Source organism: Aestuariispira ectoiniformans, from assembly GCF_025136295.1.
GTDB classification, from domain to species: domain Bacteria; phylum Pseudomonadota; class Alphaproteobacteria; order UBA8366; family Aestuariispiraceae; genus Aestuariispira_A; species Aestuariispira_A ectoiniformans.
Genome location: NZ_CP062788.1, coordinates 3,138,606 through 3,152,357 on the forward strand (window position 1 = coordinate 3,138,606; position 13,752 = coordinate 3,152,357).

Below are 13,752 nucleotides of genomic sequence, written 5' to 3' on the forward strand. Positions count from 1 at the left end.
ATGCGTGACTATGTTGAATTACAAACCACCAGCAATTTCAGTTTCCTGCGCGGGGCCTCCCATGCGGAAGAATTGGTCCTGGCCGCCAAAATCCAGGAATTACACGGTCTGGGCCTGACCGACCGGAACAGCTTTGCCGGTGTGGTTCGCGCCCATATCACTGCCAAGGACCATGGCCTGCCATATTATCCGGGTGTCCGGCTGGACCTGCAGGATGCGCCTTCCCTGCTTTGCTATCCCACCGACCGTGCGGCCTATGGCAGGCTCTGCCGGTTGCTGACCGTTGGCAAGCGCCGTGCGCCCAAGGGTGAATGCGAGATCTATCTGGAAGATGTCGCCGCCCATGCGGAAGGCAGCCTGTTCATCGCGGTCCAGCCGATCTGCCCGGAAGCAGGTTTTGGCAAGAAGCTGCATATCCTGAAAGAGGCCTTCGGTGACCGGCTATGGCTTTCCATCAACCGCCATTACGACGGTTTCGACGATGCCCGCCTCGCCTTCACCGAAAAGGCCGAAAAGGAGCTTGGCGTTCCGGCAGTCGCCACCAATGACGTCCACATCCATGAGGCCGCGCGCAAGCCGCTGTTGGATGTTGTGACCTGCATCCGGGAGGGCTGCACCCTGGACGAGGCCGGTTTCCGCCTGTTCCCCAATGCGGAGAGGCATGTGAAATCAGGCGCGAAAATGGCCGCCCTTTTTCCCGGCCATCCGGAATGGCTGGACCGGACGCTGGAAATCGCCGGTCAATTGAGGTTCACTCTGGATGAGCTGCGTTACGAATACCCCAATGAAGGGCTGGACGGCGAAACCGCGAATGAGCGCCTCAACCGTCTGGCCTGGGCCGGTGCCCAAAACCGCTATCCGGAGGGTGTGCCGGACAAGGTTCGTCATGCCCTGACCCAGGAATTGGAACTGGTCGGACGTGTGGCTTACGAACCCTATTTCCTGACGGTTCATGACATTGTCGCCTTTGCCAAAGGTGAGAAAATCCTCTGCCAGGGACGCGGGTCCGCCGCCAATTCGGTGATCTGTTATTGCCTCGGCATCACGGAAGTGGACCCGGCAAAACACAAACTGCTTTTCGCCCGTTTCATCAGTGAGGAACGCAAGGAACCACCCGATATCGACGTGGACTTCGAACATGAACGCCGCGAAGAGGTGATCCAGCATATCTATAATCGCTATGGCCGGGAGCGCGCCGGGCTGACCGCTACCGTCATCACCTATCGAAGCCGCAGCGCCGTGCGCGAGGTGGGCAAGGTCTTTGGCCTGAGCGAAGACAGCCTGACCAAACTGGCCAAAACCGTCTGGGGCAGCGGCTCCAAAGGCGTTGACCCCGGTCATGTGCAGGAAGCCGGTCTTCGGCCCGACGAACCACGGGTCGAAGCCGTGCTGGGCTTGAGTGAACAACTGATCGGCTTTCCCCGCCACCTGTCCCAGCATGTGGGCGGTTTCGTCATCACCCAGGGGCCGCTGGTGGAATTGTCGCCGGTTGCCAATGCCGCCATGCGGGACCGCACCACCATCGAATGGGACAAGGACGATATCGACGCGCTGGGCATCCTGAAGGTGGATGTGCTGGCGCTGGGCATGCTGACCTGCATGCGGAAAAGCTTCGCTTTGCTGCAGGCCCACAAGCGCCGCCCCATGGACCTCACCAGTTTCCGCGCGGCCAATGACGAGTCCACCTACAAGATGCTGCAAAAGGCCGACAGCATCGGTGTCTTTCAGGTAGAGTCCCGGGCGCAGATGTCGATGCTGCCGCGCCTCAAACCCAAGGAATTCTATGACCTTGTGGTGGAGGTTGCCATCGTTCGGCCCGGCCCGATCCAGGGCGGCATGGTCCATCCCTACCTGCGCCGCCGCCAGGGGCTGGAACGGGTCAGCTATCCGTCGGAGGAACTGAAGTCCGTGCTGGCGCGCACCTGCGGCGTGCCGCTGTTCCAGGAACAGGCCATGGAAATCGCCATGGTGGCCGCCGGATATACCGCCAGCGAGGCAGATCAACTACGCCGGGCCATGGCCACCTTCAAACGTACCGGCCAGATCGGCAATCACCGGGACAAATTCATCAGCGGTATGCTCGCCAACGGTTATGACGAGGATTTCGCCGAACGCTGTTTCAGACAGATCGAGGGCTTTGCCGATTACGGCTTCCCGGAAAGCCATTCGGCCAGCTTTGCCCTGTTGGTCTATGCCTCCGCCTGGATGAAATGCCATCATCCGGATGTCTTCGTCTGTGCGCTTTTGAACAGCCAGCCCATGGGCTTTTACGCCCCGGCGCAACTGGTGCGCGACGCCTATAATCATGGCGTGCCGGTCCGCCCCATTGATGTGAATTACAGCCAATGGGACAACAGCCTGGAAGACCCGCCGCCACGCGGCTATCACGCCCTGCGCCTGGGTTTTCGGCAGATCAAGGGCTTTTCGGAACATGATGCGCTGGCCATCGCCATCAACCGGCCACCCGGCGGTTATCAGGATCTTTACCTGATGGCACGGCAGACGGGTCTATCTCCCTATGCCTTGGAGAAACTGGCGGAGGCCGATGCCTTCGGCTCGCTGGGGATGTCGCGGCGGGATGCGTTATGGGCGGTAAAACGCTTCGGGTCAGGGCGTAAGGCACCGCCGGCCCTGCCCCTGTTCGACGCGGCGGTCAACCGGACCCATAACATGGCCGTCTCTGCGGAATTCGGCCCTGAAGACGCTGTTGTCCTGCCGGAAATGAGCCAGGCGGAGGAAGTGATCGAGGATTATACCACCCTGCGCCTGTCCCTGCGGTCGCATCCGGTGGCCTTGACCCGGGACTGGCTGAACCAGGCCAATGTGCGCCGGGCGATTGACCTGCCCAAACTGGAAGACGGGATTAAAGCCACCCATGCGGGTCTGGTCATCGTACGCCAGCGTCCGGGCACGGCCAGTGGCGTGGTCTTCCTCACCATGGAGGATGAAACGGGACTCGCCAATATCGTGGTCTGGTCCAAGGTCTTTGAAAAATACCGCAGTGTCCTGATGACCGCACCGATGATCGGGGTGACCGGCAAGCTACAGCGCGAAGACCGTGTCACCCATCTGGTAGCGGAAAAGATCGTGGATCTGACACCGCTTCTGAACCGGTTGAGCGGCGACAGCAATCTGGAAACCCGTCCCATGCGCCACCCGCGCAATTTCTCCATCACCGCCAAACGGCGCAGCAAAGAAGAGACGATATCCCTCGACAGATTGACCGAAGAATTGAGCGTATCGGGCAAAAGCCGCCCGAACCGTTTGAAAGTGGACAGTCACGATTTCCACTAACTACCGGATTTGGGAAGCCGCCTTGGCGCGTCGGGTGATTTCCGCCCAGTCCCCTACCTTGACCAGATCGCCTGCCGCGATCCAGGAACCGCCGACGCAGGTGACATTCTTCAACGACAGGAAATCGGCGGCATTGGATTCGGAAATTCCGCCGGTCGGGCAGAACTGAACATCCTGGATCGGTGCGCCGATGGCCTTCAACGCAGGCATACCGCCCGCCACTGTCGCGGGGAAAAATTTCTGGCATTTGAAACCACGCTGCCGCAGGGTCATTACTTCCGACGCCGTGGCGGCGGCAGGCAGATAGGGCATTCCAATCTCAAGCGATGCCGCCAGCAGCGCATCGGTATAACCGGGGCTGATCGCAAGCGTCGCCCCCGCATCCCGCACTTGCGCGAATTGTTCGACTTCCAGCACCGTTCCGGCTGCCACAGCCATTTCCGGCAGGGATTTGGCGATCTGCTCCATCGCTGCCAGGGCAGCTCCGGTGCGCAACGTCACTTCGGCAACGGAGATACCCCCAGCCAACAGAGCCTCTGCCAGCGGCAGGGCGTCTTCCGCCCGCTCAATGGTCAGGACGGGCATAACAGGCCCGCGCCGCATCATGGCGTCCACGGTTTTCTGCAAAGTCACCAAATCAGTCATCTCAAGACGCCTTCACGATTTCCGGAATAAGAATGGGCACAATCGCCCCTTTTTGCTGGATCACCTGGGCGGCGACCGCCTGCCCCGCGGCCACAGCCTGTGGAACATCGCCGCCCGTGGTCCGACTTGCCAGATAACCCGCATTGAAACTGTCGCCTGCGGCCGTCGTATCCACGACCCCGGTCACGGCAGACACATCGAAACTCCGCTGCGCGCCAGCGCTGATCACCCAACAGGGATCAGTCCCGCATTTCAGCACAATTTCCGTACAACCATAGGACCAGAGGCGGCCCAACACCGCCTGTTCGTCCTCATCCTGCCAAAGCGCGCACTCATCATCATAGGACGGCAACGCCAGATCACAGCGCCGATAAGCCTCCACCATTGCGTCCCGCGCCTCTTCCTCCGGCCAAAGCCGCGGGCGGTAGTTGCCGTCATAGGCCACCTTGCCGCCCCTGGCACGGAACCGGTCCAGCAGGGCAAAGAGCTTCGCACGCCCCGCTGGTGGCAAGATCGCCAGACTGATCCCGGAAAAATACAACCAGTCCCGCTTCATCAGCGCGGTTTCCAGCGCCTCGGCATTATCAGTCTGGAACAGTTTCTTCGCCGGTGCCTCGTTACGCCAATACAGGAAGCTGCGTTCTCCTGTCTCATCGGTCTGGATCAGATAAAGGCCCGGCACGGTGCCAGCCAGACGCTCCACCAGATCGGTCCTGATGCCTTCCGCCTGCCAGCCGTCGACCATCTCCTGGCTGAGACTGTCATCGCCCAGGATCGTGGCGTAATGCACATCAATGTCGCTGCCGCCACAACGTGCCAGATAGACAGCCGTATTCAGCGTATCGCCGCCATAGGTACGCCGATACAGGCCATCGCCCGTATCGAACAATTCCACCATACATTCGCCGATAATACCGACAGAAGTCATCGTCTCTATCACTCCTGCCTTAATGAGAATGGCGCGGTTCGCCTTTGGTGGCGACGATCCGCTGGAATTTTGTGGCGCTTTCCAGACAACCGCCCGAGGCAAGCTGCCCGACCGCCCCACGGTAGATTTCTTGCCAGGGCGTCTGATCTTCGGGAATATTGGGAACGAAGTCGGCGCGACGGCGCTCGATCTCCTCCTCATCCACCAGCATATCGACCCGCCGGGTATTCAGGTCCACGCGAACCACATCACCGTTTTTAAGCAAGGCCAGACCACTGCCCACCGCCGCCTCCGGTGAGGCATTCAGGATCGACGGGCTACCTGACGTGCCGCTTTGACGGCCGTCCCCGATACAGGGCAGCGAGGTAATCCCCTCTTTCACCAACCGGTCCGGCGGCAGCATATTCACCACTTCCGCAGAACCCGGATAACCTACCGGACCGCAATTGCGGATGAAGAGGATGCTGTTCCCGTCGATATCGAGATCGGGGCTGTTGATATTCGCGTGGTAATCCTCCGGTCCTTCAAAGACAATCGCCCTGCCTTCGAACATATTCGGATGATCCGGGTGGCTGAGATAGCGTTTGCGGAAATCATCGTCGATGACAGACGTCTTGAGGACTGCTGCGTCGAACAGGTTACCGGACATGACAAGCAGGCCCGCCTTTTCCTGCATCGGTGCATCAACCGGCCAGATCACGTCGCGGTCATGGGTGACGGCATCTTTGCAATTCTCAGCCATGGTCTGCCCGTTGACGGTGGTCACATCCTCGTGGATCAGACCGGCACCGATCAGGTCCGCCATCACGGCGGGCACGCCGCCTGCCTTGTGGAAACGTTCGCCCAGATGCACACCTGCCGGCTGGCAGTTGACGATCAGCGGCACCTCATAACCAACCCGCTGCCAGTCCTCCATGGTGATCTCAACGCCCACATGGCGGGCGATGGCATTCAAATGCGGCGGACAGTTGCTGGACGCACCAATGGCAGATGCCATAACGATTGCATTTTCAAAGGCTTGCTTCGTCATGATATCAGAGGGCTTTAAGTCATCTTCGACCAATTTGACGACGCGTTTGCCGGTGGCATAGGCCATCTGGCCGCGTTCGCGATAGGGCGCAGGGATCGAGGCGCAACCCGGCAGGGACATGCCCAGAGCCTCTGCCAGCACATTCATGGAAAGCGCCGTCCCCATAATATTGCAATGACCGATGGAGGGCGCGGAAGCCGCCGCCAGGTCCATGAATTCGTCATAATCGATCTCACCTGCGGCGTGACGTTGGCGCGCTTCCCAGATAACCGCCCCCGACCCGACCGACCGGCCCTTGTGATAACCGTCCAACATCGGACCACCGGAAAGCACAATGGCCGGAATATCAACCGTGGCCGCCGCCATAAGCAGCGCCGGTGTGGTTTTGTCGCAGCCGGTTGTCAGAACCACGCCGTCGATGGGATAGCCATAAAGCGTTTCCACAAGCCCCAGATAGGCGAGGTTCCGGTCCAGCGCCGCCGTCGGGCGCTTGCCGGTTTCCTGAATCGGATGGACCGGGAATTCCAGGGGCACACCACCTGCCTCGCGGATACCGTCCTTCACACGTTCCGCCAGATCCTTATGGTGGCGGTTGCAGGGCGTCAGGTCGGAACCTGTCTGGGCAATACCGATGATCGGTCGGCCCGACTGCAATTCGTCGCGCGTCAGGCCGAAATTCAGATAACGCTCCAGATAGAGCGCAGTCATACCCGGATCGGCACTGTCATCGAACCAGAGCTGGCTGCGCAATTTCGTGTGTCTGGTCTTGGTCCCCTCACCCATAAGTCAGGTCCCTCCAATCAATTGTCCGAGATACGGTTACGACCGATCAGCGGATATTGTTCAACCTCATAGACCGAGCCACTCACCGGCGCACTGTCATCCGACAGCCAGAAGATCGCATGATGCGCGATCTGTTCCGGGCGCAGGATCGTGCCGCTGGGCGCGGACAACGGGTGCAGATGGTCCATCCAATCTTCCGGACGGCCTTCGTTGAGCTGAATCTGGTTTTCGTTTTCCGTATAGGTCCAGCCCACGTTCAACTGGTTCACCCGGATCAGTTCCCGGCCATGGGCATCCGCCAGATTGCGGGTCATGGTCTGCAAACCGCCCTTGGTCATGGAGTAGAGCAACAGGTCCGGTTGACCGCAATGGGCATTGATGGAGCCTATATTGACGATGGCACCCGCCGATTTCTGTTTGCGGAACTGTGCGATCGCTGCCTTGGCAACCAACATCGGCGCGCGCAGATTTACCGCAAAGACGAAATCGAATTCTTCCGCCGTTGCCGTCTCGATATTATGGCGCGGGGAGATGCCTGCATTGTTAACAACGCCGTCCAACCGACCAAAAGACGCGAGGGCTGCGTCAATCAATGTCTGCGGCACTGCCGGGTCCGTCAGGTCACCGGCAACAGCCGTTACCCTGTCAGAGGCAAGTTGCTCCTGCGCTGCTTTCAGCTTGGCTTCGTCATTGCCATGCAGAACCAGCTTTGCGCCCTGGCACAGCACTTCCTCGGCAATGCCCAGACCGATCCCCGAATTCGAGCCGGTCACAACAATTACTTTATCCTTCAGGCGCATCGCTTATCCCTCAATGGAAACGGGCGTTTCAGCCAACCCGCGAATATCTGTCTCGATCCGGAACAACGCCCCGGAAGCAGGCGCATTTGCCAGTTCCTGTGCGGTCATACGTGTGGAGGCGGATGTCACAAAAATACTGGTCATCTCCGGCCCCCCGAAACAAAGCGAGGTCGGGCGCTGAACCGGGATTTCCACAACGCGGTCAATTGTGCCATCAGGACGATAGCGGGTCAGCCGCCAGCCATCCCAATGCGCGTTCCACAGGCAGCCATCCGCATCAACGGTCATGCCATCGGGGTAACCGTCCCCCTCACCCAATTGGGCAAAAACCTCAAAGGGACCAAACGCACCGGTTTCCGCATCATAGGTGGCGGTTTTGATCTGCTGGGTCGGGGAGTCGGCGAAATAGACCCGGTCCCCCGCCGGGCTGAAGGCCGGGCCGTTGAAAACCGTGAAATGGTCCATCACGGGGCTGATCCGGCCGTGTGTGAAAGACCAGACAGAGGCCACCGGATCACTTTCCGGCAGATGTTTGGCCCCCGCAATGAAAGTTCCCCTACGATCGGCCTTGCCGTCATTCATCAGGCAGTCCTCGCGTGCGATATCAGTCGCCAGCATACGGACTTCGCCTGTCATGGGTTCGACATGGGCAAATCCCCGCCCGATCGCCGCGACCAGACCGCCCTCGGCACAAAGAGCGACCGACCCCGCCATTGCAGGCAGGTTAATACCGTTTACGGTACCTGTTCCTTCGGTACGTGCATAAAGCCTGGATTTTTCGATATCCAGCCAATAAAGCACCTGAAGGTCCGGATTCCATAACGGGCTTTCACCCAGTTGTGCCGGACCTTCCCAAATCTTGACCACTTCAACCAAAACCAACCCTCACTCTTACAGACGTTCTTCCGTTTCCGGATTGAACAGGCTGATCTTGTCCATGTCGACCATGAACTGCATGGTAGAGCCAGGTGCCGACGCATTATAGGGGTTTACGCGGGCAATCACCTCACGGCCACCCAATTCGATATAGGTCAGTGTATCAGCGCCAGTCGGTTCCAGAACCTCCACCTGACAGTCGAAAGCGCAGTTGTTCGGTTTCTGCTGCATTTCCGCTTCGGAATAATGCGTCAGGTTTTCCGGGCGAATGCCAAGCACCAGTTCGCGCCCGACCCAATCCGCCAGTTCCTTGCGATCATCCCCCAACGGCAGGAAGACCTGACTGCGGCTGCCGTTCGCGGTGCATTCCATGGTCACGCCCAACGCGCCATCCTGAGTGGTCAGCGTCGCCGGGATGAAGTTCATGGCGGGAGAGCCCACAAAGCCTGCCACATACATATTGGACGGTTTCTCGTAGACCTCTTGCGGCGGGGCGAATTGCTGTACCACGCCTTCCTTCAGGATCGCGATACGGCTCGCCAGCGTCATGGCCTCGATCTGGTCATGGGTCACATAGATCATGGTCGTGCCCAGACGTTGGTGCAGGCGCTTGATCTCCGTGCGCATTTCCACGCGCAGCTTGGCATCCAGGTTGGAAAGCGGTTCGTCGAACAGGAAGATTTTCGGATCGCGAACCAGCGCACGCCCCATGGCGACACGCTGACGCTGACCACCGGAAAGCTGTGCCGGTTTACGGTCCAGAAGGTGATCGATCTGCAGCATACGGGCCGCTTCGGTCACTTTCTGCGTACGGTCCACCTTGGGTACCTTACGCATTTCCAGACCGAAACCGATATTCCGTCCCACCGTCATATTCGGATAAAGCGCATAGGTCTGGAAGACCATGGCGATATCGCGATCCTTGGGGTGAATATTGTTGATCTGGCGATTGTCGATGGTGATATCGCCGCTGGTGATGGTATCCAGGCCGGCAATCATATTCAGCAAGGTCGACTTGCCGCAGCCGGACGGCCCCAACAGAACCAGGAATTCACCGTCGTCCAGTTCCAGGTCGATGCCCTTGAGGACTTCAAGCGCCCCGTAAGCCTTCTTCACATTATTAATGCTGAGGGAAGCCATGTTTCTCTCTCCCGTCTCTTAACCCTTGACCGATCCTGCCGTCAGGCCGCGGACGAAATACCGTCCCGCCAGGACATAAACCAGCAAGGTGGGAGCCGCGGCGATCAGGGCCGCAGCCATATCTACGTTATAGCGTTTGACGCCGGTGGTGGTGTTGACCACGTTGTTGAGCGCAACCGTAACCGGCTGGCCGCCACCCGTGGTAAAGCTGGCGCCGAACAGGAAGTCGTTCCAGATCTGCGTGAACTGCCAGATGATGGTCACCACAATGATCGGCGGTGACAGCGGCAGGATGATCTTCCAGAAGATGGTGAAGAACCCTGCGCCGTCGATGGTCGCCGCCTTCACCAGGTCATCGGGAATATTCACATAATAGTTCCGGAAGAACAGCGTGGTGAAAGGCAGGCCCGCCATGATATGGACCAGAACCAGCCCCGGGATCGTGTTGGCCATATGCAGCCAGCCAAGCGTCTGCGCCATTGGCAGCAGGACCACCTGAAACGGAATGAAGCAACCGAACAGGATCATGGCAAAGACCACATTCGCGCCTTTGAAACGGAATTTGGTCAGGGCATAGCCGGTCAGCGCGCCCAGGAAACTGGAAATCAGGACCGCCGGGATCGCCATCTGGACGGAGTTCCAGAAATAGGGCTGCAAGCCTTCACAGCTCACCCCGACGCAGGCCTCGCTCCAGGCAAAGGACCAGGCATCCACATTCAGTTCCGCCGGAAGCGACAGCAAGGTACCGGATCGAATTTCGTCCAGATCCTTGAAAGCCGTCGACAGCACCACAAAAAGCGGCAGCAGGTAATAAACCGCGAAAACACACAGCAGGAAATACAAGCCAAAACGCAGGGCCATATGCCACGGGCTACGGCTGCCGGGAAGTTGCGCCACATCAGCCATGTTTTTTCTCCCGCAGTTCGGAATAGAGATAAGGCACGATGATCGCCATCACGGTCGCCAGCATCATGATCGCGCTGGCCGCACCCAGGCCGATCTGGTTCCGCCGGAAGGTCATCTCGTACATGAAATTCGCAGGCAACGTGGAGGAATAGCCCGGACCGCCGCCGGTCAGGGCGACAACGAGATCAAAGCTCTTGATCGCCAGATGCGACAGGATCACGAAACTGCTGAGGAACACCGGGCGTAACGTCGGCAGAATGATCACCAGATAAATCCGCGAGATCGATGCGCCATCCAGATAGGCCGCCTTGATGATCTCCTGATCCACCCCGCGAAGCGCCGCAAGGAACATCGCCATGACAAAGCCGGAAGCCTGCCAGACCCCGGCAATGACCAGGGTGTAGACCGCCATGTCGGGGTCGACCAGCCAGGAAAACTCAAAGGAGGTCCAGCCCAGGCCATGCATCAGGTTTTCGATCCCGAGACCCGGATTCAAAATCCACTTCCAGGCCGTACCGGTCACGATGAAGGAAATTGCCATCGGATAGAGGTAGATGGTCCGCAGTATGCCCTCACCCCGGATTCTCTGATCCAGGAGAATAGCCAGCAGACAGCCCAGCACGATGGAAACGATGATGAACAGGCCGCCGAAAATCACGAGATTTTCAATCGCCACATGCCAGGGCGGCAGTTTCCATAGACGTATATACTGATACAGCCCTTCGAAGCTGTAGATGGGCAGCATCTTGGATTTCGTGAAGGAGGTGTAACCGGTCCAGGCAATGAAGCCGTAGACAAAAACCAGGACCAAGGCAAAGGACGGTGCCACGACCAGCTTGGATGTATTCCAGCGCAGCCAGTCTTTCACTTTGTCCATCATGCTTGTCTTTTGGTCTTGCTTGGTCTGACCGATTGCAATCGAGCTCATTTCCCCGTTTGCCATGGTACAGCCTTTTCTTTTTCAGATCGGGATGGGCCGTAAGCGGCCTCAACTTTCGCAGCACTCACAGTCAATGCAGCGCCACAGTCACAAGCGGTTCGGTCCGTCCCCGACAATGGGCAAGCGGGAACGGACCGGACCAAACGCCGCTTAGAGGGCGAGTTCAACGGCTTCCGCAAGGCGGACCACCGCTTCGTCGGACGACATGTCGGAGTTGAAATGCTCCGTCACGACATCAAGGATCGCACCGCGGATTGCACCCGCCGTGGAAATTTCATGCGCCATGGAACCGACCAAAGTGTTGTTGTCGGATGCAACCTTCAGGTCATCCATGGATTTGACCGCACAATCGTCAAACTTATCACGCGGCACACCGATACGCGCCGGGATAGAGCCCTTGTACAGGTTGAAGGTTTCCTGGAATTTCTCACCCAGGATCAGCTTCGCCAGCAGGTCCTGACCAGCCTTCTGATCGTCACCCTGCACGTTGAACATGGCAAAGCTGTCGGAGTTCAGGATATAGCCATGATCAGACGGTGTCGGCGCGCAAACGAAATCCACACCCGGCTTTTTACCGGCAGCGAGGAATTCACCCTTTGCCCAGTCACCCATGATCTGCATGGCGGCTTCGCCGCGCATGACCATACCGGTTGCCAGGTTCCAGTCACGGCCCGGGAAGTCGGGATCCACATAGCCGCGAATCTTGCGCATTTCATCGAAGACCTTTTTCATCGTGTCGGACTTCAGCGTGTCGACGTCACGCTCGACAAAGGCCTTGTTGAAGAAATCCGCACCACCGATGCCCAGGACAACGGTTTCAAAGATGGTCGCATCCTGCCAGGGCTGACCGCCATGGGCCAGCGGCGTGATCCCGGCCGCTTTCAGCTTTTCAGCCGTTTCGTTGAACTCGTCCCAGGAGGTCGGCACACCAGCGCCGACTTTTGCCAGGACTTTCGGGTTTGCCCAAATCCAGTCCACACGGTGAATGTTCACCGGAACGGCGACATAGTGACCGTCATATTTGACGATTTTCTGCAGCAACGGCGGCAGGACCTTGTCCCAACCTTCTTCATTGGCAACCTTGTCGAGGTTAGCCAGCGCGCCTGTTTCCGCCCATTCCTGAATGTTAGGGCCTTTGATCTGGACTGCGGTCGGCGGGTTGCCGGACAGCACACGGGAACGCAGCACAGCCGCCTGGGCGTCACCGCCACCACCGGCCACCGGTGCATCGACCCATTTACCACCATGGGCTTCGAAATCTTCTTTCAGTGCCTTGACGGCTTTTGCCTCGCCACCGGATGTCCAATAGTGCAGAACTTCTGCAGTCGGTTCAGCCTGCGCACCTGCGGCAGCGGCGACAATGCCGCCTGCCAGAATCGTTGTCGCAGTTAGTTTGCGAAGAATGGCATTCATCAATAAGCCTCCCATATAGCGTTGACGAAACTTGGTTAACCGCTCCATTGTTTAGTTGTTGAATAAGGAACGGTTACTCGGTGTCATCGTGGTTTTTAGAAGGAAAGAAGACAGATCGCGACGAGAATAGGGTAACAGAAGATTTCACAAAGGTTACATGGAAAAACTTTGTTACATTTATTGAGATCTATACTTATTTTTCAAAACCTTACCGCAATTGCGAAATATTAAACTTAAGTGGCGGTTTCCAGGATGGATTCATTTAAACATCTACTGATCGTAGACGATGACCTTGAGATTTGCGACCTGTTGCACGACTTTTTCACCCAGCGCGGTTTTCGTGTTTCCGTCGCCTGTAACGGCGGGGAAATGCGCAAGATTTTGCAGGTCTGGGACATCGATCTGGTGATTCTCGACCTGATGCTGCCGGGCGACGATGGCCTGGCTTTATGCCGTGAGATTCGCGAAGATTCCGATCTGCCGATTATTATGCTGACCGCCGTCACCGGCGAGGCCGACCGGATTGTCGGCCTGGAAGTGGGTGCTGACGATTACATGGAAAAACCCTTTAATCCACGTGAATTGCTGGCGCGGGTGAAGGCTATCATGCGCCGCTCAGGCCAATCGGCCAACACAGGTGAAACGGAAACCAAACAGCCAGAAAACAGGACCTTCCATTTCGCCCGCTGGACCCTGCAGGAAGGCAAACGGGAATTACGGTCGCCGGACAAGGTACTGGTGCAACTGAGCAGTGGCGAGTTCGAATTATTGCTCGCCTTCCTTCAGCGCCCCCAAGCAGTGCTGAGCCGGGACGACCTCTTGGCCGCAACACGGGGTGTGGAAGCCATCCCCTTTGACCGCAGCATCGACATTCAGATCAGCCGCCTGCGTAAAAAACTGTCTCCTGGCAGTTCCCAGCATGGATTGATCAAGACCGTGCGCGGCCAGGGCTATATCTTCACCGAGACAGTGAAGGTACGTTGACGCCGTGCGATCG

11 protein-coding genes are annotated in these 13,752 nt (G+C 58.2%); 2 read left to right on the forward strand and 9 right to left on the reverse strand.

The genetic code is table 11. The features are described from left to right. A complete protein-coding gene (locus tag IF205_RS14720; RefSeq protein ID WP_259780110.1) occupies positions 1 to 3,294 on the forward strand; it encodes an error-prone DNA polymerase in 3,294 nt (1,097 codons plus the stop codon). Here IF205_RS14720 and eda read toward each other — a convergent pair whose 3' ends face one another. The 9 genes from eda to IF205_RS14765 form a co-directional block, all read right to left on the reverse strand. After that, positions 3,295 to 3,939, reverse strand: a complete 645-nt coding sequence (eda, locus tag IF205_RS14725) for a bifunctional 4-hydroxy-2-oxoglutarate aldolase/2-dehydro-3-deoxy-phosphogluconate aldolase (RefSeq protein ID WP_259780111.1) — start codon at positions 3,937 to 3,939, stop codon at positions 3,295 to 3,297. 1 nt (position 3,940) lies between these two features. Further along, a complete protein-coding gene (locus tag IF205_RS14730; protein WP_259780112.1) occupies positions 3,941 to 4,867 on the reverse strand; it encodes a sugar kinase in 927 nt (308 codons plus the stop codon). A 19-nt stretch (positions 4,868 to 4,886) separates the two neighbouring features. Further along, positions 4,887 to 6,680, reverse strand: a complete 1,794-nt coding sequence (locus IF205_RS14735) for an IlvD/Edd family dehydratase (RefSeq protein WP_259780113.1) — start codon at positions 6,678 to 6,680, stop codon at positions 4,887 to 4,889. A 17-nt stretch (positions 6,681 to 6,697) separates the two neighbouring features. Then, entirely contained in the window at positions 6,698 to 7,480 is a 783-nt protein-coding gene (locus tag IF205_RS14740) for an SDR family oxidoreductase (RefSeq protein ID WP_259780114.1), read from the reverse strand. A 3-nt stretch (positions 7,481 to 7,483) separates the two neighbouring features. Next, positions 7,484 to 8,362, reverse strand: coding sequence for an SMP-30/gluconolactonase/LRE family protein (locus tag IF205_RS14745; protein WP_259780115.1), 879 nt, complete (start codon positions 8,360 to 8,362; stop codon positions 7,484 to 7,486). 9 nt (positions 8,363 to 8,371) lie between these two features. After that, complete coding sequence (locus IF205_RS14750; RefSeq protein WP_259780116.1) at positions 8,372 to 9,496, reverse strand: ABC transporter ATP-binding protein; 1,125 nt, start codon at positions 9,494 to 9,496, stop codon at positions 8,372 to 8,374. An 18-nt stretch (positions 9,497 to 9,514) separates the two neighbouring features. Continuing rightward, positions 9,515 to 10,402, reverse strand: a complete 888-nt coding sequence (locus IF205_RS14755) for a carbohydrate ABC transporter permease (protein ID WP_259780117.1) — start codon at positions 10,400 to 10,402, stop codon at positions 9,515 to 9,517. After that, entirely contained in the window at positions 10,395 to 11,330 is a 936-nt protein-coding gene (locus IF205_RS14760) for a carbohydrate ABC transporter permease (RefSeq protein ID WP_375542652.1), read from the reverse strand. Before IF205_RS14760 ends, IF205_RS14755 begins: the two co-directional genes overlap by 8 nt. Before the next feature lie 162 nt (positions 11,331 to 11,492). After that, positions 11,493 to 12,755 (reverse strand): ABC transporter substrate-binding protein, encoded by a 1,263-nt coding sequence (locus IF205_RS14765; RefSeq protein ID WP_259780118.1) that lies wholly within the window; start codon positions 12,753 to 12,755, stop codon positions 11,493 to 11,495. 252 nt (positions 12,756 to 13,007) lie between these two features. Between IF205_RS14765 and IF205_RS14770 the strand changes: the two genes are divergently transcribed. After that, positions 13,008 to 13,739, forward strand: coding sequence for a response regulator (locus IF205_RS14770; protein WP_259780119.1), 732 nt, complete (start codon positions 13,008 to 13,010; stop codon positions 13,737 to 13,739). Positions 13,740 to 13,752: the final 13 nt, after the last annotated feature.

What these genes read in the sequence shown, in the direction of transcription:
- IF205_RS14720 (WP_259780110.1), top strand. Translation starts at nt 1, where the DNA reads ATGCGTGACTATGTTGAATTACAAACCACCAGCAATTTCAGTTTCCTG.
- eda (WP_259780111.1), bottom strand. Translation starts at nt 3,939, where the DNA reads ATGACTGATTTGGTGACTTTGCAGAAAACCGTGGACGCCATGATGCGG.
- IF205_RS14730 (WP_259780112.1), bottom strand. Translation starts at nt 4,867, where the DNA reads ATGACTTCTGTCGGTATTATCGGCGAATGTATGGTGGAATTGTTCGAT.
- IF205_RS14735 (WP_259780113.1), bottom strand. Translation starts at nt 6,680, where the DNA reads ATGGGTGAGGGGACCAAGACCAGACACACGAAATTGCGCAGCCAGCTC.
- IF205_RS14740 (WP_259780114.1), bottom strand. Translation starts at nt 7,480, where the DNA reads ATGCGCCTGAAGGATAAAGTAATTGTTGTGACCGGCTCGAATTCGGGG.
- IF205_RS14750 (WP_259780116.1), bottom strand. Translation starts at nt 9,496, where the DNA reads ATGGCTTCCCTCAGCATTAATAATGTGAAGAAGGCTTACGGGGCGCTT.
- IF205_RS14755 (WP_259780117.1), bottom strand. Translation starts at nt 10,402, where the DNA reads ATGGCTGATGTGGCGCAACTTCCCGGCAGCCGTAGCCCGTGGCATATG.
- IF205_RS14760 (WP_375542652.1), bottom strand. Translation starts at nt 11,330, where the DNA reads ATGAGCTCGATTGCAATCGGTCAGACCAAGCAAGACCAAAAGACAAGC.
- IF205_RS14765 (WP_259780118.1), bottom strand. Translation starts at nt 12,755, where the DNA reads ATGAATGCCATTCTTCGCAAACTAACTGCGACAACGATTCTGGCAGGC.
- IF205_RS14770 (WP_259780119.1), top strand. Translation starts at nt 13,008, where the DNA reads ATGGATTCATTTAAACATCTACTGATCGTAGACGATGACCTTGAGATT.